The 18,450-nt window shown below is 70.2% G+C and carries 20 protein-coding genes; 9 read left to right on the top strand and 11 right to left on the bottom strand.

Annotated features, from left to right (window positions below):
- Window positions 1-64 precede the first annotated feature (64 nt).
- A complete protein-coding gene (locus ACZ7OI_RS13100) occupies window positions 65-913 on the bottom strand; it encodes an NmrA family NAD(P)-binding protein (protein WP_470264406.1) in 849 nt (282 codons plus the stop codon).
- Window positions 914-1,037: 124 nt separating this feature from the next.
- Between ACZ7OI_RS13100 and ACZ7OI_RS13095 the strand changes: the two genes are divergently transcribed.
- The 4 genes from ACZ7OI_RS13095 (at window position 1,038) to ACZ7OI_RS13080 (ending at window position 3,410) form a co-directional block, all read left to right on the top strand.
- Window positions 1,038-2,033: an AraC family transcriptional regulator gene (locus ACZ7OI_RS13095; protein WP_470264405.1), complete on the top strand. Its 996-nt coding sequence runs from the start codon at window positions 1,038-1,040 to the stop codon at window positions 2,031-2,033.
- Window positions 2,034-2,111: 78 nt separating this feature from the next.
- Window positions 2,112-2,330 (top strand): helix-turn-helix domain-containing protein, encoded by a 219-nt coding sequence (locus ACZ7OI_RS13090; RefSeq protein WP_470264404.1) that lies wholly within the window; start codon window positions 2,112-2,114, stop codon window positions 2,328-2,330.
- A complete protein-coding gene (locus tag ACZ7OI_RS13085) occupies window positions 2,330-3,022 on the top strand; it encodes a Clp protease N-terminal domain-containing protein (RefSeq protein WP_470264403.1) in 693 nt (230 codons plus the stop codon). Before ACZ7OI_RS13090 ends, ACZ7OI_RS13085 begins: the two co-directional genes overlap by 1 nt.
- Before the next feature lie 220 nt (window positions 3,023-3,242).
- Window positions 3,243-3,410, top strand: coding sequence for a hypothetical protein (locus ACZ7OI_RS13080; protein WP_470264402.1), 168 nt, complete (start codon window positions 3,243-3,245; stop codon window positions 3,408-3,410).
- On the opposite strand, the gene ACZ7OI_RS13075 is transcribed toward ACZ7OI_RS13080, so the two are convergent.
- From ACZ7OI_RS13075 to ACZ7OI_RS13065, 3 genes are all read right to left on the bottom strand, one after another.
- On the bottom strand, window positions 3,411-4,211 hold the full coding sequence (locus tag ACZ7OI_RS13075) for a pentapeptide repeat-containing protein (protein WP_470264401.1): 801 nt from the start codon (window positions 4,209-4,211) through the stop codon (window positions 3,411-3,413).
- A gap of 238 nt (window positions 4,212-4,449) precedes the next feature.
- Window positions 4,450-4,938, bottom strand: a complete 489-nt coding sequence (locus ACZ7OI_RS13070) for a DinB family protein (RefSeq protein ID WP_470264400.1) — start codon at window positions 4,936-4,938, stop codon at window positions 4,450-4,452.
- A 182-nt stretch (window positions 4,939-5,120) separates the two neighbouring features.
- The gene (locus tag ACZ7OI_RS13065; RefSeq protein ID WP_470264399.1) at window positions 5,121-6,209 is read right to left on the bottom strand and encodes a hypothetical protein; all 1,089 of its coding nucleotides are present in this window, start codon (window positions 6,207-6,209) and stop codon (window positions 5,121-5,123) included.
- Window positions 6,210-7,005: 796 nt separating this feature from the next.
- Here ACZ7OI_RS13065 and ACZ7OI_RS13060 point away from each other — a divergent pair.
- Window positions 7,006-7,542, top strand: a complete 537-nt coding sequence (locus ACZ7OI_RS13060) for a Tn3 family transposase (protein WP_470264398.1) — start codon at window positions 7,006-7,008, stop codon at window positions 7,540-7,542.
- 227 nt (window positions 7,543-7,769) lie between these two features.
- Here the strand turns inward: ACZ7OI_RS13060 and ACZ7OI_RS13055 are convergent, their stop codons facing one another.
- Together ACZ7OI_RS13055 and ACZ7OI_RS13050 are read right to left on the bottom strand one after the other, a co-directional pair.
- Window positions 7,770-8,195 (bottom strand): hypothetical protein, encoded by a 426-nt coding sequence (locus tag ACZ7OI_RS13055; RefSeq protein WP_470264397.1) that lies wholly within the window; start codon window positions 8,193-8,195, stop codon window positions 7,770-7,772.
- Window positions 8,196-9,000: 805 nt separating this feature from the next.
- Window positions 9,001-10,197, bottom strand: coding sequence for a cytochrome P450 (locus ACZ7OI_RS13050; protein ID WP_470264396.1), 1,197 nt, complete (start codon window positions 10,195-10,197; stop codon window positions 9,001-9,003).
- Window positions 10,198-10,515: 318 nt separating this feature from the next.
- Between ACZ7OI_RS13050 and ACZ7OI_RS13045 the strand changes: the two genes are divergently transcribed.
- Entirely contained in the window at window positions 10,516-11,259 is a 744-nt protein-coding gene (locus tag ACZ7OI_RS13045) for an AfsR/SARP family transcriptional regulator (protein ID WP_470264395.1), read from the top strand.
- Here the strand turns inward: ACZ7OI_RS13045 and ACZ7OI_RS13040 are convergent.
- On the bottom strand, window positions 11,256-12,146 hold the full coding sequence (locus ACZ7OI_RS13040; protein WP_470264394.1) for a LysR family transcriptional regulator: 891 nt from the start codon (window positions 12,144-12,146) through the stop codon (window positions 11,256-11,258). The two genes, ACZ7OI_RS13045 and ACZ7OI_RS13040, sit on opposite strands and share 4 nt — an antisense overlap.
- A gap of 132 nt (window positions 12,147-12,278) precedes the next feature.
- Between ACZ7OI_RS13040 and ACZ7OI_RS13035 the strand changes: the two genes are divergently transcribed.
- Complete coding sequence (locus tag ACZ7OI_RS13035; RefSeq protein ID WP_470264393.1) at window positions 12,279-12,980, top strand: flavodoxin family protein; 702 nt, start codon at window positions 12,279-12,281, stop codon at window positions 12,978-12,980.
- Between the two features lie 57 nt (window positions 12,981-13,037).
- Here ACZ7OI_RS13035 and ACZ7OI_RS13030 read toward each other — a convergent pair whose 3' ends face one another.
- Window positions 13,038-14,159, bottom strand: coding sequence for an FAD-dependent oxidoreductase (locus ACZ7OI_RS13030; protein WP_470264392.1), 1,122 nt, complete (start codon window positions 14,157-14,159; stop codon window positions 13,038-13,040).
- A 79-nt stretch (window positions 14,160-14,238) separates the two neighbouring features.
- Here ACZ7OI_RS13030 and ACZ7OI_RS13025 point away from each other — a divergent pair, with 79 nt between their 5' ends.
- Both ACZ7OI_RS13025 and ACZ7OI_RS13020 read left to right on the top strand, forming a co-directional pair.
- On the top strand, window positions 14,239-14,934 hold the full coding sequence (locus tag ACZ7OI_RS13025) for a TetR/AcrR family transcriptional regulator (protein ID WP_470264391.1): 696 nt from the start codon (window positions 14,239-14,241) through the stop codon (window positions 14,932-14,934).
- Entirely contained in the window at window positions 14,931-16,097 is a 1,167-nt protein-coding gene (locus ACZ7OI_RS13020) for a tyrosine-type recombinase/integrase (protein ID WP_470264390.1), read from the top strand. Before ACZ7OI_RS13025 ends, ACZ7OI_RS13020 begins: the two co-directional genes overlap by 4 nt.
- Here the strand turns inward: ACZ7OI_RS13020 and ACZ7OI_RS13015 are convergent.
- From ACZ7OI_RS13015 to ACZ7OI_RS13005, 3 genes are all read right to left on the bottom strand, one after another.
- The gene (locus ACZ7OI_RS13015; RefSeq protein WP_470264389.1) at window positions 16,087-16,896 is read right to left on the bottom strand and encodes an MBL fold metallo-hydrolase; all 810 of its coding nucleotides are present in this window, start codon (window positions 16,894-16,896) and stop codon (window positions 16,087-16,089) included. The genes ACZ7OI_RS13020 and ACZ7OI_RS13015 overlap by 11 nt on opposite strands.
- 82 nt (window positions 16,897-16,978) lie before the next feature.
- Window positions 16,979-17,722 carry a hypothetical protein gene (locus tag ACZ7OI_RS13010; RefSeq protein WP_470264388.1) on the bottom strand — a complete coding sequence of 248 codons (744 nt, stop codon included), beginning with the start codon at window positions 17,720-17,722 and terminating at the stop codon, window positions 16,979-16,981.
- A gap of 27 nt (window positions 17,723-17,749) precedes the next feature.
- A complete protein-coding gene (locus tag ACZ7OI_RS13005) occupies window positions 17,750-18,436 on the bottom strand; it encodes a TetR/AcrR family transcriptional regulator (RefSeq protein WP_470264387.1) in 687 nt (228 codons plus the stop codon).
- Window positions 18,437-18,450 lie beyond the last annotated feature (14 nt).

The raw sequence follows: 18,450 nt of genomic DNA, 5'->3' as shown, positions 1-18,450 counted from the left end.
GCCGGGCTCGTGGTCCGGAGCCGCGTCCCCGGAGTGTCCACTGTGGAATATCAGCACCGGCCGGTCAGCGCCACAGGGCTGCCGCGGCACGGGCGTAGTCGGCGAAGGAGACCGGCGGCCGGCCGGTGATCCGCTGGACGTCGTCGGTCACGTCGGCGGCCCCGTCGTTGCGGATCCCTTCGTACATGGCGGCGTAGAAGTCGGCGACATGACCAGGAGTGCCGCCGCCGAGCAGGGCTTCGCGGAATTCGGCCGGGTCCATCGCCCGGTACCGCACCGGTTTTCCGGCGGCCTCGGCCACGATCGCTGCCATGTCCGAAAAGGACAGTGAATGGGGTCCGGTCAGGGAGTAGGTCTGGTGCTGATGGCCACCCTGGGTCAGCGCGGCCGCGGCGACGGCGGCGATGTCCTCGACGGAGATCGGCGCGACCCGGCCGTCGCCCGCGGGAACCGAGACGACACCGGTGCGGATGCCCTGCAGGATCGCGGGGTGCTCGGAGAAGTTCTCGGCGAAGACGTTGGGCCGCAGAATCGTCGCGGGCACCGGCCCCGTTTCGAGGAATCGCTCGATCCCGTGCATCGGGAAGCACTCGCCGGACAGCTGCGCCGTCATGTTCGACAGGTGGACCACCCGGCGAACCCCGGCGGTCTTGGCGTCGTCCAGCAGCGCCGCGACCTCGGTCGTGGTGTCGGGGCTGATCGGGAACCACTGGTAGATGGCGTCCACGCCTTCCAGCGCGGGCGGGTAGGTCGCGGGGTCGCTCCAGTCGAAGCGGACCGGCGTCACCGGACCCTCCGGTCTCCCCGGGGCCCGGCTCGCCGCCCGGATCGCGTGTCCCCGCTCGGCCAGCAAGGACACCACCCGGCGCCCGGTGCGGCCGGTCGCGCCGAGAACAAGAACTGTGGTGGGCACGCGTTCCTCGCAAGGTAGGGTCGAATCGGCAACAACATCACCGTATGAACGGGTTATCGACGCACGCCATGACAGTTCTCGACAGATTCATATCCGATCGGCATCACGCCGGAGCGAATCGGATATGGCGGTGACGGGCAGAGCGGTCGGTCGCGAGCGCGACCACGTGGCCGACGTCGTGGGCGACATCGTCGCCGCCCTCCGGCGCGGCGGCGTCGTCTACGGCAGGGCGCTGCTGCGCGCCCCCTGGGGCATGGCGTTCGAGTCGCGATCGATCGCCACGATCTACGTCGTGATCGCCGGCTCCTGCGTGCTCGTCCCCGACGGCGGAGAGGCTCTGCATCTCGCCCAGGGGGATGTCGCGTTGCTGCCGTCCGGTGCCGGGCACGTCGCCGCCGACGCCCCGGGCCGGCCGGCTCCCACTGTGCGAGCGCTGTTCGGTGCCGACCTGGAGGAGCTGTCGGCCACCGACCTCGTCATCGAGGGCGATGGTCCCGAGACCGTTCTGGTCTGCGGCGCGTACCTGCTCGAACCGGCGCCGCAGCACCCGTTCATCGCCTCCTTGCCCGACGTCGTGCACGTCACGGCGGGCCAGATGCGCGGCACCTGTCTCGCCGCCGCCGTCCACTTGCTCACCACCGAGGTCGACCACGCCGGCCGCGGTACGCCCGCCGTGGTGGCCTCGCTGCTCGACCTGCTGTTCACCTACACCCTGAGGTCCTGGTTTCTCGGCCAGCCGGACCAGCTGGTCGGGTGGGCCCACGCGCTCCACGACCCCGCGGTCGGCCCCGCGCTCGCGCTCTTGCACGACGACCCCGGCAAACCCTGGACGGTGGAGGCGCTCGCGCACGCCGTCGGCTTCCCGCGTGCCCGGTTCAGCCGCCGATTCGCGTCGACGACCGGTCACACCCCTATGGAATACCTCGGCATCTGGCGGATGACCGTGGCGGCCCGCCTGCTGCGCGAGGGCCAAGCGCCCCTGCGCCAGATCGCCCGGAAGGTCGGGTACGACTCGGAATTCGCGTTCGCCCGCGCTTTCAAACGGGTCGTCGGGCTCGCCCCCGGCCGTTATCGCGCGATGCACCGTCGCGATGAGGGCGCCGCTGATCCGCGGCGATGACTCATGGCCGGGCGCCTTCTCGCGTCCTGCCGCAAACGCGATTGCCACCCGGACGATCGTCAGCATATGCTGACGAGCATGTCGATGCTCGCCGATCTCGACCAGGCCGTTCACGGCGCCGACCCCGACGCGGGACTGCGGGCGGTGGCCCGGCTTCGCACGCTGGTCGAGCAGCTGGAGACCGAGCAGGTAGCGGCGGCGCGGCGGAACGGATGGTCCTGGCGGGACATCGCCGTCCGCCTCGGCGTCACGAAGCAGACCGTGCACCGCAAGTACCACCGCGTCGAGGGGGCCTGATGTTCCGAGGAGATCACCCTGAGCTGAGCCAGGTCGTGGGCCAGGCGATCACGCTGGCGCGCGGCCTCGAACATCCGCGCACGGGCAGCGAACATCTTCTGCTGGCCCTCGCCGCGGGCAGCTCCGTCTCCGCAGTGCTGATTAGGCACGGAGCGACCGGGGAGGCGATCCGCCAGGCCGTTCTTCTAGCCGCTCCGGCAGGTGCTGGCGCGGCTGCGGACCGAGCTGTCCTGGCACCGCTCGGGATCGATCTCCAGGGCCTGGCCGGGTCGGCACTCGACCGCCCGCCCGCGCGCGAACCGTTGCTGCCGCTGGGAATGGCGGAAGCACGCCGGCGGTGCGCCCGGCAAGAACCTCCGCTCGGGCTGGACGCACAAGCGGCGTACGCGGCGTCGTTGCGGCTCGCCCTCGCCCGCCGGGAACGGGAGCACCGGACCGAACATCTCGCCTTCGTACTGGTCACCCTCGATCCCGGCACGTCGTGGGTCTTCGACGTCGCGGACATCGATCAGCGGGCCCTGCTCGCCGACCTCGCCGCGGCCTTCCCGGTCCCGCAGCGCAATCCGGTGCTGCGAGCCGAACGACGGCTCGGACGGCGGGTCCGCCATCGCGACCTCGTCCGGCGCTACCAGCACACGACAGGACGGACCGCTTCCGCGGGCGACGCCGTCGGCGCACTCATCGCCAGCTGACTTCCGTCCTCATCGGACGGTCCCGGCGCGCGGCTTGACAACCAGCGGAACCGCATCAGCCCCGCCGACGTGGATGGACGCCACGGCGCGACTCCGACCCGCCGTCACGACGGTCAGTGGCACGGCCTGCATCCCGAGAGCGTCTCCGCGACGTCCTGCTCCGCCGCACGGCGAGCCGTAAGGGTTGAACCGTACTGAACCATTACCGCACGATGGCGGCATGGAAGAAAACCGTTGCCCCCGTTGCGGCTGGCCCCTGGCCGAGCTGCCCGCGTCCGCTGTCGTCCCGGCGTCGGCGAGCAGCCGGACCGAATACGTGCGTTGCGTGTGCGGCAGCTGGATCGCCCGGCTCGGCGGAGTGGTCGTCGGGTCCACCCGGCCGCGCTGACTACCAGTGGCCAGGACGGGCCAGCCGTGAAGGCAGCTTGGTCGCGGCGTCGCCGCGGGCGGCGTTCACCTGGGTCTGGGTAAGGAAAAGGCTGTCGGTGAAGTCGGCTCCGCGGACGTCGGCGTCGCGCAGATCCGCGCCGATCAGGTCGGCGCGGCGCAGGTCCGCGCCCCGGAGATCGGCCGCGATCAGGTACGCGCCGCGCAAGTTCGCGCTGCGCAGATCCGCTCCGGCCAGTTTCGCGCCGATCAGGTCGGCGCCGCGGCGGTCCTTCTTGCGCCCGGCTCCGGCGCGGACCAGTTCGCTGGTGCGGACCAGCAGCGGGTTCACCTGGGCCCGGCGCGCGTCGACGTCGATCGCCAGCACCGCGTCCGCGTCCCCGGCCGTCACCTTCTCGATCTCGGCGATCGCCGAGTCCAGTTCCGCGTGGATTTCGCGGGTCGCGGCCAGCGAACGCGCCTCGGTGAGATACCAGAGCAGCTCGTGCAGGTGCCGCATCACCGGAAGCGCGGCGAACATCTGTTTGCGGGTTTCCGGAGCCTCGCGCCAGCTGCGACCGCCGAAGGTCACCTGCGACACCTGCTGCCCGGCGCCGAAGCAGTCGTACCCGGTGCAGCCCGCGAAACCCTTGGGGCGCAACTGATCGTGGATGCCGCAGAGGAAGTCGTGCTGCAGATTCGGGCACGGGTCGCCGGCGCGCTTGTCGATGGCGAAATCAGCTGATTTGGTGAAGGTGAGCGCGACGCAGCAGAGCGCGAAACAGCTCGTGCAGTCGGCAGTCAGGGTACGGCGGTCGGACAAGGTCTCTCCAGCGAAGGCGGGTGAACCTCTCCAGCGTAGTCACCGCTCAACTGCCGACAACGACCACGACGCGTCGGCGGCGCGTGCGCGAACCTCGCCGCCGCTCTCGACGCTCCAGTTGCGCACGCGCGACCAGTGGGCCGCCATCAGCTGGCAGGTGCCGAGCCGACGGCGGATCCGGCAGTCGATATCGCCGAGGAACCTCTCGTTTCTGGCCGACCAGCCCGGGCCGGGGGAGTCAGGCCAGGGGCTGGTCGATCTGCTCGCGCAGGATGTCGCCGTGTCCCGCGTGCCGGGCGAATTCCTGGATCATCGCGAGCATCGTCCAACGCATGCTGACCGTTCCCTCGCCCGGGAATTCCTTGGTGTCGTCCAGTTCGAAGCGCGCCGCGATCTCCCGTGACCGCTGGCTGGCGCGCTCGTACTCGGCGATCACGTCGGCCACGGTCTCGTCGTCGGTGACGGCGAAGGTGCCGACGTCGCGCTTCGAGTAACCGTCGCATTCGGACTCTTCGAGCCCGGCCCAGAACCGCTGGAACCAGATCCGTTCCGCCGCGGCGGCGTGCTTGACCACGGAAATCGGCGTCGACAGCGACGCGACGAGCCGTCGTCGGGCGTCGGCTTCGGACAGTCCGCGAAGGGTCTCGACGAGGGCTTCGCGGTTGCGGTCGAGCGTGTTCTCGAGGAGTGCTCGCTCGGTGCCGTTGGTGAGGCGTTCGGTGGGCATGGTTCTGCTCCGTTTCGTGGGCATGGCTGGGGACGACCTGACGAGGCCGGGATCGGTGAAGTGCTCGCTGCAGGAGCGCGCCCGATGCGGGCCAGGAAAAGCACCGCGGGCGAGAACAGTCCGCCGGGAAGACCAGGCGGCTGAGGCCATTGAACCACAACCCGGCCTGGCGTGCGGCAGCGTCAGTGCCCCGCCACCTGCTCTTCCGCCTGCTCCTCTTCCTCGGCCTTCTCTGCTTCGCGGAGCCGTTTCAGCTCGTCCAGCTCAGCCTGCTGCGCACTGACGCGAGCACGCAGTTCCCCCAGCTCAGCGTGCAGCGGCGCCAGCGTTTCGGCATACCCCTTCGTCGCCTGGCTCAACTGCGCCGCTGACTCGGCAACCCGCTGGTCGGCCGCGAGCTGGACCCCGCGTACCCGCTCGTCCGCCTCAACCGCCTGCTCGCGCATCCGCTGTTCCTGGTCGCGCAACCGGCTTTGGTGCTCGGCGGTCAACGACGTCCGCAGTTCCTGCTGCGCCTGCGCAGCGTCGCGGCGGGCCTGTTCGAGATCCTCGACCGCCGTCGCGCGCAACGCCGAGATCTCGCGCTGCAGCGCGGTGACCCGGTCATGCGCTGCGGCCGCCTGTTCGAGCGCACGCTGACGGTTGTTCTCCGCCTCATCGCGAACAGCCAATGCCGCTTCCTGCGCTTTCCTTGCCGCAGAAGCATTCGAGAGCGCACTGTCGCGCTCGGCCCGGTCCACTTCGGACTGCTTTTTGGCCTCCGCCTCCGCCTCGCGCGCCTCCTCCGCGGCGGCCACCGCGTGCGCGCGTTCAGTGTTCGCCACCCTGGCCTGCTCCACCGCCTCGTCGCGGGCCGCCTCAGCCTCTTCCCGCGCCTTGAGGGCCGCCGCGGTCTGGTCGGTGACGTGCGTGCGCAGCGCGGACAGCTCCGCGTGCAGCGGGTCCAACGCCGACAGCGCCGACCCGAGCTGCTCGTCGAGCGCCTGGGTGTCGAGCAGGGTCATCGGCTGGTCGGGACCGTAGACGGTCACCCAGATCTCGCGCTGCTCGTCGAGCATCGCGCACGTGACGACCTTCGCGCCCCACTTTCCGTACCGCTCGGGATCGGCCGGACAGTACGGCGTCGGCCGCCCGCCCTGCCGGGGGATAGGCGGCAGCGGCTCACCGCAATAGGCGCACCCCGCCTCGTCGCCCGCGGCCAACGCGCGCACGGTCGCCTCCCGCCGTTCTTCCCGGCTCCCGCGCCGTATCGGCGGCCCACCCGTCTCCATCGATGCCCCTTTCCGCAGGTGAGACACACTCTACAGTTAGAGTATTGATACTGAAACAGTAGGTACTAGATTCAAATCTGAAACCAGTGGAAGCATGTGACGGTGCTTGTCTATATGGATAACTGAGATTATTCATATAGTCGTGCTCCGGGCCGCTCGGAGAGCTAGCGAAGGTCCTGTCCTGGCTCAGCGAAGCTGACACCGGCTCGCTCTAGATGACCCCGCAGCTCAGCTATCTGAAGCCCGGCTCACTGAACCTGCTCGGATTGCGCGACGGGCCGCGCACCGGCGGCGCCTGCGTACCCGGCTGACGGCTCTACTCCGACCCGGCCACCTGCCCTGCTGACCCCGGACAAGCGGTCAGCGCAGCGCCCGGAGTTCTGCCGGCTGGCCGGCAACCCGCCGGCCCTGCCCGCGCCCTGGCCGCCGAGAACGAGCTGAACGACGCCCTCGGGGAGTGGGAGCAGGTCCCGGCCACCGGCGATGGCCCGGTCCGCCTGGACGACGGCGGCGACCTGGTGATCTCTCCGCTCACCGCCGAGGACGTCCCCGCTGAGGCGGTGGCCCTCAAGGCGGAGCTCACCGAGATGTTGCCGTTCGCACCGATCGTGTCGCTGCTGGCCGGACCGGACAAGCGCACCGGGTTCCTAGACTGCTTCACCCCACGCCAGCCCGGAGCTCAAGCGGAACCTGATCGCGGTGCTGATCAGCCACTCCGCCAACCTCGGACTCACGCGGACGGCGGGGCGCGTGCGGGATCTCCTACAACATCTTGGCGTGGACCGCGGAGTGGTACGTGCGGGAGCAGACGCTACGGGCGGCGAACCTGGCGATCATCGGCTACCACGGCACGCTGCCGCTGGCCCCGGTATTCGGCACCGGCACCCTGTCCTCCTCCGACGGGCAGCGGTTTCCGGTGCGCAGCAAGACATTGACCGGCCGGGACATGGTCATCCACGACGGACAGGTCCTCTCGGCCTACACCCACGTGACCGACCAGCACACCACCTACGGCACGAAGATCATCCTCGCGACCACACGCGAGGCCCACTACGTTCTCCACGAAACCCTCGGAAACGCCACCGACGTCCCCGTCACCGAGCACGCCACGGACACCCACTGGGTGACGCTGGTCAACTTCGGGCTGTTCGATCTGCTCGGGTTGCGGCTGTCCCCGCGCATCCGGGACCTGGGCAAGATCCCCCTCTGCCGCGCCGGGTCGCGGGCGCAGGCGGAGGCCGACTACCCGCACACCGGACCGCTACTGACCCGCAAACGCAACACCGACCTGATCGCCGAGCACTACGACGATCTGCTCCGTGTGGCCGGATAGTCGAAGTTCGGGCACGCAACCGTCTCGCTGCTGATCGGCAAGCTCCCGGCGTCGCCGAGGGCGCGCGACTGCCGCCGTTGCGCAGCCAGCGATGGGCGTGATCGGAGCGCGGGACCATGACGCCGGCCCAGGACTCCCGAAGACGGCCAAGCGCAAAGTAGAGCGTTATAGCTGGTCACAGGCTCGGCGCAGGGTAGCTGAGGCCAGCCCGCAGCCCGCGCGTTCTGTCAACTCTGACACTCTCGCCACTCCCAGATGCTGATCAAGGTGGCCAGGGTTGGCCCCATCAATGCCGCAATGATCACGATCGGAGTCTGCGTCGAGTCCGGCGCGGGAAAGGCAATAGCCAATGCGGCACCCACCCAAGCGAGCCAGGTACTGGTTATAGGCCGCAACAGCGGGTGGCCACCCTCGCTGAAACCGTTGTGATGCATGAGGTACAAGGAGCACAAGAAAAAGATGGCGAACCATATTGCCAGCACTGACAGGACTATCGCCAAAGGTACGATCAGAAGAAGCAACGCTGGCGATATGTCCATTGCCCATGCCGCGAGACCGACGAGAGGGTTGCGGTAGCCGTCCGGACCAGGCGTGGTCACCAGCGATGTCAACGCCAGGCCCGTCCCCATCGCCAACGCCAAGAGCGCGAGCACGCACGGCCGTCGTACAGCACGCCGGGTTGCCCGGCGGTGGTTCGGGCGGGCGAGCAGCGTGAGCGCGGCGGCCCCCAACCACAGGCCGAATGTCCTTGAGCGTCACCCCGCCGATCAGTTCAAGGTCATCCGAGGCGGCCAACCGGAAATGCTTGGACAATGTGTACGGGCCATAAAGTCGCCGTGCGACTTGCCATGGCATCACGGAACGCGTTCGCCGCCGGCCTGGGGGCACTTGCGCGTTCCGCCGCGCCCAATCATGTGGGTCAGACATCAGGATTGCCCTCCCTCTCGCTCGACATGCGGCTGGCGGGGGAACTCCGGTTCAGCCACGAATTCTCCTGTGCATGACGAGACGAATCCGGTCGACGGCCGAGCGTATCGGGGTTGGATGAAATTTCGATGACTGTCAGATAATGACGTATTATCTGGCGAGCCGGCGGGTTGCTCCTGGGACGACGTCTTCGGCGGCGTCACCCCCCTTCGTGCGTGTTATCTGACAACCGAGGAAGTGGGGCAGCGATGGCCACCGAATGGCACCTGGCCGCCGTCGCCGAGCGGCGTGCCGGCCGCTGAAGCGCTTGCCTCGTTCCTGCGCATTGTCGATCCGGGAGAGCAGGAGATTCTGCACGTCTTTCTTCGACGTGGTCAGCAGGGCACCGCTGGGTGATCCGGACTCGGTTCCGCCGGATTCGGTTTGGATGAGACCGCTAGTTCAGGGCCGTCTCATCCAAACTGAATCCCCCATCTCAGAAGAGGGAAGTTGGGATCAGATAGAACGAGACAGGACACCCGCTCCGGCCGCCTACCGCCAGTGCAGCGAGGTCTTCCGCCGAATCGACACCTGGACCGGCAGCGAAGTCAGCCCGCGCAGGGTCGCGGTGTCCTCCCAGTCCGGACAGCCTGCCAGCGTCAGCGTGATCCCGTTGTCCCGCAAGCAGTCGAAGAGCGTGCGCAGCTGCAGGTTGACCAGCGCGGCGCCGAGGCAGGAGTGCGCGCCGCGGCCGAATCCGAGGTGCAGGCCGCGCCGGGGACGCGGATTCACCTCGTCCGGGCAGGCGAACACGGCGGGATCGCGGTTCGCGGCGGCGAGCAGCACGATCACGACGTCGCCGCGCCGGATGCGCTGGCCGCCCAGTTCGCCGTCGGCGACGCAGATCCGGCCGTCGGCTTGCACGGAACCGTCGAGGCGGACGAGTTCGTCGGCGAGGTCGTCCGCACCGTCCAAAGCGGACAACAGATCCAGCAGGCCCGGACGGCGCGCCAGGCGCAGCAAAGCCGCCCCGAGCAGACGGCTGGACGACTCGTAACCGGCGTGGAGAACCGCGCGGAGCGAGTTCGCCAGCAGGTCCGCGGAGATGCCGGGGCGGGTGTACCGCGCGCGGCGGGCGGCGGCGACGAAACCGGCCTGATTGTCGTCGGCCAGCCAGCCTGCGACGAGTTCGCTCAGCGCCGCCCGGGCGTGGTCGCCCGCCTCGGCGCGGGACGGGTCCAGACCGGCATCCATGCTGCGCACGATGGCGTTGGAGTAACGCTCGAACTCCTCGCCGTCCGGCGGTTGCACGCCGAGATAGCGGCTGATCGTGTCGAGCGCGACCGGGCGGGCGAAGCCCCACACCAGGTCGGCCGGGCAGGCGTCGGCGAGCGCGAGCAGCCGGGAGGTCATGGTCGTGCGGAGGTGCTCGGCCATCGTGCGTTGCGGCACTTGGTGCAGCGCGCAGACCAGCAGGCGGCGGATTCCGGTGTGCTCCGGCGGGTCGAGCTGTTGCAGGTTCACCGCCGGGGCGGGAACGTCGATCCCGCCCCGGCGGAAGTCCGAGGCGTAGCGGGCGGTGTCGGCGAGCACCTGGCGTCCGGCGGCGTGTTCGGTGACGACCCAGGAGTCCAGCATTCCGTGCCAGTACACCGGATGCGCCTCGCGCAGCCTGCGGTAATACGGGTGCGGATCGGCGAGCACGCGCGGGTCGAGCGGCTCGTAGTACGGGTCGTCGTGCGAGGCCAAGACGTCCTCCGGTTTCCCCGGCGAGCACGCCGCGGTCGGGTCGGAGCGGGCGCGTCGCGGCCTTCCCGGCCACGCCGCGCCCGCGATGCGCTTGCCGGGTCAGTGGCGGTACAGCATGGGCTTTCACCTCCCGATTTCCGTTCGCAGCAGCGAGAAACCGCGCCGGGGCGGGCGAAAGCCGGCGGGCGCGTCCCCGATGCGGGGCGACGCTGCCCGGGCCGTGGCCCATCGTGGCCGGGGCACCTTGTCGAAACCTTGCCGCGACCTTGAAACCGCCGCGGCGGGACTGGTATCCCGGAAACAACCCAGGGAGGTTCCGTGAGCGGCACCGAGGTGAGGGTTCTCGGAGAGGTCGAAATACGGGTCGGCGAAAGGATTCTCGCGCTGGGCCCGCCGCGGCAGCGCCGGCTCCTCGCGGCGCTCCTCATCCAGCCGAACGTCCAGATCTCGGCCGGCGAGCTGATCAGCCGGGTCTGGAACGGCTCTCCGCCGGCGCGGGTGCACAACGCGCTCTACAGCTACGTTTCCCGGCTTCGCGGGGTGGTCCGGCACAGCGATCGGCTGGTTCTGACGCGCGGGCACCGCGGATACGTGCTGATCGTCGACGAGGACGACATCGACCTGTGCCGGTTCCGCGGGCTGGTGTCCCGGGCGCGGAAGTCCGGCGGCGACCGGCGGCGGGCGAAACAGTCCTACGAATCGGCGTTGTCGTTGTGCCGGGGCGTTCCGTTCGTCGACGTCGACGCCGCGTGGCTGGTCGATCTGCGCGCCCGGTTCGCCGGCGAACGTCTCGGGGCGGAGCTGGACCTGTTCGACATCTGCCTGCGGGAGGGCAAGTCCTCGGAACTGCTCGGCCCGCTGAACGACTACGCCGCCGAGCATCCGCTGGACGAACGGATCGCCGCGCAGCTGATGACGGTGCTGTGCCGGCACGGCCGCCAGGCGGACGCGCTTCGCCGGTACGCCGGGTTGAGCCGCCGCCTCCGCACCGAGCTGGGCGTCGACCCCGGCGCGCGGTTGGTGGAGCTGCACGGCCGGATCCTGTCCGGCGCGTGTCCCTAATCCGCCGACGAAGCCCGCAGCAGCAGATCCCGCAGCGAGAGTGCGACTTCGGACGGATTCTCGGGCAGGAGGACCACCTGGTCGGCGGTCGTCGAAGGACCGGTCAGCGGGATGATCCGCAGCCCCGGCGGCTGGTGGTCCAGTGCCGATCCGACGGTGATCCCGATGCCCGTTCCGGCCGCGACGTGGGCGGCGATCGCCTGCACGCTGTCGGCCGTCCGGATGATCCGCAGGTCCGCACCGCTGATCCGGAACGCGGACAGCAGCCGGTCGCACAGCCCGCTGTTGATCTGATGCGGCCAGGTCAGCAACGCGGTCGACGACAGCTCGGCCGCGCTCAGTTCGACATGCCCGGCAAGGGGATGCGCCGCGGGCACGAGCGCGACGAACCGTTCGGCGGACAGCACCCTCGCCCGCACGCCGTCGATCCCGCCGGTCGCCCAGCCGATGCCGAGCCCGACGGTTTCCGCGCGCAGGGCGGCGAGCTGAGCGGTGGTCGGCATCGGTTCCGGCACGATGGCGACGTCCGGGAACCGCTCGCGCAGCTGCGGCAGACAGCGCATCAGGACCTGGTGCGCGGTGTACTCGGCGTGGGCGACGACGAGCGTGGTGCGCGCCCGGTCGCCGCCGGCCAGAGAACGGCCGCGTTGCTGGAATCGGCGCAGCTGGGCGAGGGTGGCGTGCGCGTCGGGCAGGAGCGCTTCGCCGAGGTCGGTCAGCGAGACGCGGCGGCTGGTTCGGTGGAAGAGCTTGCCGCCCAAGGTTTTCTCGAGACGGCGGACGGCGTCGCTCACGGTCGGCTGTCCGCGGTGCAGGCGTTCGGCGGCGCGGCCGAAGTGGAGCTCCTCCGCGACCGTGACGAACGCTTCCAGCTCGATCCTGTCCACCGGATCAGGCTAGCCCGATCGATCGGTCTCACCGATCGCTGGGTGCCGGAGAACGGCGTTGATGGCGCCCGGCGATCGGGATGAGATGGGAAGCAAGCCGGGGCTTTCCCCACGAACGGAAGAAGTTTTCGCATGACAGCCAATGCCGTTGACGGCGCACCCAACGTCACTGCGACCGTCGTCTGCCATTCGGTGCACGGGCACACCCGCCTTGTGGCCGAGCACCTCGCCGAAGGAGCGCGGCAGGTGCCGGGCGTGCAGGTGCACCTCGTCGACATCCGGGCCGAGGACGTCAACGCGGGCCGCTGGCACGACCGCGAGGTCATGGCGCTGCTGGACCGTTCCGACGCGATCGTCCTGGGCTGCCCGACGCTGATGGGCAGCGTGTCGGCGGTGTTCAAGGCGTTCATGGAGGCCGCGTTCACGCCGTTCACGACGCAGGCGTGGAAGGACAAGCTGGCGGGCGGGTTCACCATGTCCGCGTCGCAGAGCGGCGACAAGCTGACGGTGCTGCAGCAGTTGTCGGTGTTCGCGGCGCAGCTGGGCATGCAGTGGATCGGCGTAGGCGACATGCCGGGCAACAACTGGAGCGGCGGGACCCGCGACGACGTCAACCGGCTCGGCTCGTGGCTGGGGCTGATGAGCCAGAGCCACGCCGACCTCGGCCCGGAGGACGCCGGTTCGCCCGGCGACCGGATCACCGCCCAGCGCTACGGCGAGCGGATCGCCCGGCTGACGCAACGGTGGGTCAACGGCGTGCCGTACGAAACCGGCCGGATGACCGAGCACGAGGCCCGCGCGCTGTCCGCGTCGCTGCGGGAAGCAGTGGCCTGACGGCGGCTTCGGCTCCTTGAGGGAATCGGGTTCCCCCAAGGAGCCGACCGGAAGGCCTTACGTTCCGGCGACGAACTCGGCGAGCAGGCCGTGCGGTGCGTCGGGGCCGAACATCTGCCGTTGCAGGTGCGCGCCCTCGGCGGCGGTTTCCTCGCCGCGCGGGAACATCGCCTGTTCGTACTCGGCGAGCGCGGCCTCGACGTCGCCGGGGTGGGCGGCGAGCGCGATCCCGAGTTCGGCACCGTCGAGCATGGCCAGGTTCGCGCCTTCTCCGTTCGGCGGGGCGAGGTGCGCGGCGTCGCCGATCAGGGTCACGCCGGGCACCCGCTCCCACCGCTGGCCGATCGGCAGGCCGTAGTGCGGCCGCAGGACCGGCGCGGTGTTGCTTTCGGTGATCAGCGTGGTCAGCGCCGTCGACCAGCCCTCGAACTCCGCCGCGATCCAGGCGGTGGCGGCGGACGCGTCAGCGAAATCGATGCCGTCGAACCACTCCAGCGACCGGACCAGCCCGACGTAGGCGTGCAGGATTCCGTCTCGCTCGCGGTGTGCGGTGATGCCGTGGCCCGGCGCCAGCGCCAGCAGCATCCCGCCGCCGACCGCTTCGGCCGTGGCGGGGAACCGGCGGTCGGAGTCGTGGACGAAGGTCTCGACCGAGGCCGTGCCGGTGTACTCGGGCTTCGCCGAGGTCAACAGCGGCCGCACCTTCGACCAGGCGCCGTCCGCGCCGACCAGCAGGTTCGTGGTGACCGTGCTTCCGTCGGCGAACGCGACCTCGTACCCCTGCGCCAAAGCGCGCACGCCGCTGACCTTGTGTCCCCAGTGGACAGTGCCCTCCGGCAGCGAGTCGATCAGCAGTTGCCGAAGCTCGCCGCGATGGACTTCGGGACGGCCGCCGGTGCCGTCGTCGGGTTGTTTGAACAGCACTGTCCCGTCCCGGGCCAGCAGCCGCAGTTCTTGTCTCCCTTCCAGGATGAGGCTGCGGAATTCGGCGGTCAGCCCGGCGGCTTCGACGGCGAGCTGACCGTTGTAGTCGTGGATGTCGAGCAGGCCGCCCTGGGCGCGCGAAGCCGGGGACGGCTCGGCTTCGTAGACCGCGGCGGGGATTCCGTGGACGTGCAGGACGCGGGCGAGCGTGAGACCGCCGAGCCCGGCGCCGACGATCGTGACGGGTGTGTTCATGACACGGCTCCTTCGGGAGAGAGGTTCTGGTACGCCATTCCATATTGGAACGGCGCTCCAGATGTGTCAAGATGGACCCATGGCTACGGGGACGCGCCGGGCACAGCGGCGCACGGAGGCGCTCTCTCGGGAGCGCATCGTCGCGGCGGCGGTGGAACTGCTGGACGCGGCCGGCGAGAGCGGCTTGACCTTCCGGGTGCTCACCGAGCGGCTCGCGACCGGTCCCGGGGCGATCTACTGGCACGTCGCGAACAAGGGCGAACTGCTGGTCGCCGCCACCGACGCGGTGGTGGCGGACGCACTGGCGGCGGAGTCGGCCGGATCGCCGCGCGAGGAAGTGCACGCGGTCGCGCTCGGGCTGTTCTCCGCGATCGACGCGCATCCGTGGCTCGCCGCGCAGCTTCTGCTCCAGTTGTCCCGCAGTCCCGGGGGGCCGGTCACGCCGCGGATCCTCGAAAGCCTCGGCCGCCGGGTCCGCGCGCTGGGCGTGCCCGAGGAGCACTGGTTCACCGCGACGTCGGTGCTGATGCACTACGTCCTGGGCGCGGCCGGGCAGAACGCGGCGAACAGCCAGGTCGCCGAGCCGGAGGCGGACCGGGCCGAATTCCTGGCCGCCACGGCGGAAGCGTGGGAGGCGCTGGATCCGGAGGAGTACGAGACCACCCGGGCGATGGCGGGCCAGATGAGCGAGCACGACGACCGCGAGCAGTTCCTCGCCGGGATCGATCTCGTGCTCGCCGGGGTCGCCGCACTGTATCCGGGCGGGCGCGCATGACCCTCGCGCTCACCGATGCCGGGGGAGCGGGCAAGGACGCGCACGAGCGGTTCGCGGAGTTCCTGCGCGTGTACGCGTCGGTCAACACCCGCGTCGCGTACGCGACCGATCTCGGCATCCCGCTCGACTGGGTGCCCGGCTACCAGCCGCCGGACCCGAGCCGCCGCCGAGGCCGGGCGCGGCGGACCGATCCGGAGGCGCTCGCGTGGCTGCCGTGGTGTCTGCGCAACGGGTTCACCTCGTTCGCCGACGTCCGGGTGGAGCACGTCGAGCAGTGGCTGGACGAGCTGGCGCGGGCCGGGTACCGCGACGCGACGCGCGGCCGGATGCTGTCGGCGGTGTCCGCGTTCTACCGCAAGTACCTGCTGCGGGAAGGCTTGGCCGGACACAATCCCGCAGCGCTGGTGGACCGGCGCGCGCAGCATCTCAACCGTCCTTCCGGCGTCCCGTCCCAGACCGCGCGCTGGTCCTTCGACGCGTGCCGGGCGTTGCTGCTCGCCGCCTGGCTGCTGGTCGACCACAGCCGCAACGGCCTGCGCGACCGGGCGATGGTCGAGATCCTGATCGGCACCGGGGTGCGCGCAGAGGAACTCGTCGGCGTCGATCTGGGCGACTACCGGCGGCCGACCGCGGGCGGCATCGGCGTGCTTCGCGTGCACGGCAAGGGGTCCAAGGACCGCGAGGTCGCGCTGGCCGCGCCGGTGGCGGACGCGCTCGACGCTTATCTCTCGGACCGGATCACGCCGCAGGTCCCGGCACTGCGCGGGCAAGTCGGCGCGAAGCGGGCGGAGCCGTTGTTCGTCACCAGCACCGGCGCGCGCGTGCACGTTTCGCACGTGACGGCGTTGCTGCGCCGGTTATGCGCGACGTTCTGCCAGCCGCCCAAGACCGCTCGGCTGAAGGAATTGCTCGACACCGCCGAGGCCCGGTTCGTCGCGACCCACCTGCAGCCGTTGTGCGACACCATCCACCCGCATTCGGCGCGTCACTCCTACGCGACGCACGCGATCGAGCGAGGGGTCCCGCCGCGGCAGGTGCAGCGCGACCTCGGGCACGCCGCGCTGTCGACCACGGAGGGATACCTCCACGACGAGAACGCCATCCGGGATTCCGCCGCGCACGAACTGGCTCCGGCGCTGCACCGAGGCTGGCTCAGCCGCTGATCCCGGCGATCTTCCGGGCTTGCCCTCGGTGCAGATCGGCGACCCACTCCCAGCCGGGCTTGGCCGACGGGCCGATCCGCGGGTCGACGGGTTCGCGGCCGTCGCGCAAGGCCTCCACGTACGCGCGGTCCAGGTCGATTCGCGCGCGCACCTGATCGGATCCGCCGACGGATCCGTGCCCGGGGACGAGAACGTCGACGTCGTCCGCCACGGCTTCGAGCGCCCGCAATCCGGCGAGGTAGTCCTCGATCGGGTCGGCGGTGTCGTCGAACATCGGGACCAGGACGTCGGAAAGCATGTCCCCGGCAACAAGAACTCCGCGTTCCTCGATCAGCAGAGCCGCGTGGCCCGGGGCGTGAGCCGGATGTTCGATGATCCAGGCCCGCGGGCCGTCCCAGGGGAGATACGCGGTTCCGGCGGGCAGACCGGTGACGCGGCCGAACAGGTCCAGCGGCACGTCGTCGGCGATTTCCGGCGGCAATCCTTCGGCGAGAAGGGTTTTCCAGTCCGCTTTCGCCAGCAGATCGCGCAGGTAGGCCGCGCACCGGGCGGTGCCGTAGCGCGGCGCGTCGCCGAATTCGGCGTGCCAGAGCGCGTGGTCCCAATCCGGGTGCGTCGCGAAGCCTGCCGCTACCGGCTGACCGAGTTCGCGCAGATCTCCGGCGAGACAGGTCAGTTCGTCGTTCGTGAGCCCGGGATCAATGAGCAGCACCCCATCCCGGCCCCGCACGACGACCGCGTTGTTCTCGAGCACCTCGCTCTGATGGACCAGCACGCCCTCCGCTGCCTGTCTCAGCATGACGACCCCCTCCGCTCGTGATGCGCGACGGTAGCCCGAAGTGATAGCAAAGTGCAAGCACTAAGGGTTGTCGCGGCAGCGGTCAAGCCTCGATGAACGGTTCGGAGCACACCGTGCAGGTGATCGGCCCCAGCTCCAGGATCGAGCGGGCCGCGCGGATCCGGCGCGGCGGTTCGCAGCGGCAGATCGCCGCGACGTAGTTCGGCCCGCCGCGGTGCGCGCCGCGGCCGTCGACCGGGGCGATCACCACCGGCGGCGCGAGTGGTTCGGCCACCTCGTCCGGACCTTCGGGATCGTCCGGCGGGGCCGCCACGGCGCGACGCGCGACCTCCTGTTCGGTGTGCCGCCACACAGTCAGCGCTTCTTCGAGACGGGAGAGTTCTCCTTGATACGCCTCGAGAGTCGCCGGCAGCGCGGTGGTCGCGGACCAGCCGATGCGGTCCGCCTGTTCGGCGCGCAGGCCGAGTTCGGCGGCGAGCGCGGCGAAGCGTTTGTTGTGGTAGCGGCCGTCGCTGACGTCGACGATGTCGCGGGTGGCGGCGAGTCCGTGCGCGGCCTCGTGGAGCGTGGTGGAGAGGACCTCGGCCGCGCCGCGCCGGAGGCCTTCCGCGCCGAGGAAGAACTCGGCGCGCGGTTCGACGCCGTCGCCGACGTGCCAGCGGGACCGCGCGAAGTGGCCGTGGATCTCGGTGGTGGTGCCCATCGTTCCCGACGCCAGCACGAGGATCGCTTCGGGAACGTCCGCGTGCCGCCGCCGGATTTCGGCCCACAGCTGTTCCATCGCGTGCATGACGCGGGTCGTCGGCCCCAGCGCGGCGGTGTTCATGCGCCCATCTTGCCGCTTAAGCGGTAACTAGCTCAGGGAGAGTCCGGAGAGCACCCGGTCGAGGCCGGCGGAGAAGACCGCGTCGCCGTCGGGGTGGACGGCGTCGCGTGCGGTGCGGAGGAGAGTGGGGTAGCGGCCGGAGTCGAACATCCGCTGCAGGTACGGCGCGGCGGCGCGCTGCCAGCTTTCCTCGTCGAGACCGGTGTCGCTGATGAGCCGCCGCTCGCGGATCTCGCTGCGCACGGCGCCGGTGACGTAGGAGTGCACGGTGAAGACCGTGATCATGGCGTCCTCGATCGGCCCCGGACCGGCCGCCGCGGCGAGCGACGCCTCCAGGTAGGCGAGCGCGTTCGGGCCGAGCCCGGGCCGTCCGCCGATCAGGTCCGCGAACCATTCGTGCCGCTGGACCGCCGCGCGGCAGCCGTGGGCGAGCGCGCGGAGGGCGGCGGGCCCTTCGGTTTCCGGGTCCGGCAGCGGGATCTCGCCGTAGACGGCGTCGGTCATCAGGTCGAGCAGTTCTTCTTTGGTGTCGAGATAGCCGTACAGCCGCATCGGCCCCGAGCCGAGCGCGGCCGCGACTTTGCGCAGCGACACCGCTTCGAGCCCGCCTTCGTCGGCGAGCGCGCAGGCGGTCTCGACGATGCGGGCGCGGCTCAGTGGCGTCGGCGCCGCGCGCGCCGGCGGTTCGGGCCGTTCCCACACCAGTTCGTCCATGCTCGCTCCTTTTT

This window comes from Amycolatopsis sp. NPDC114503, from assembly GCF_055633655.1.
This window is presented reverse-complemented; position numbering and strand designations above follow the sequence as displayed.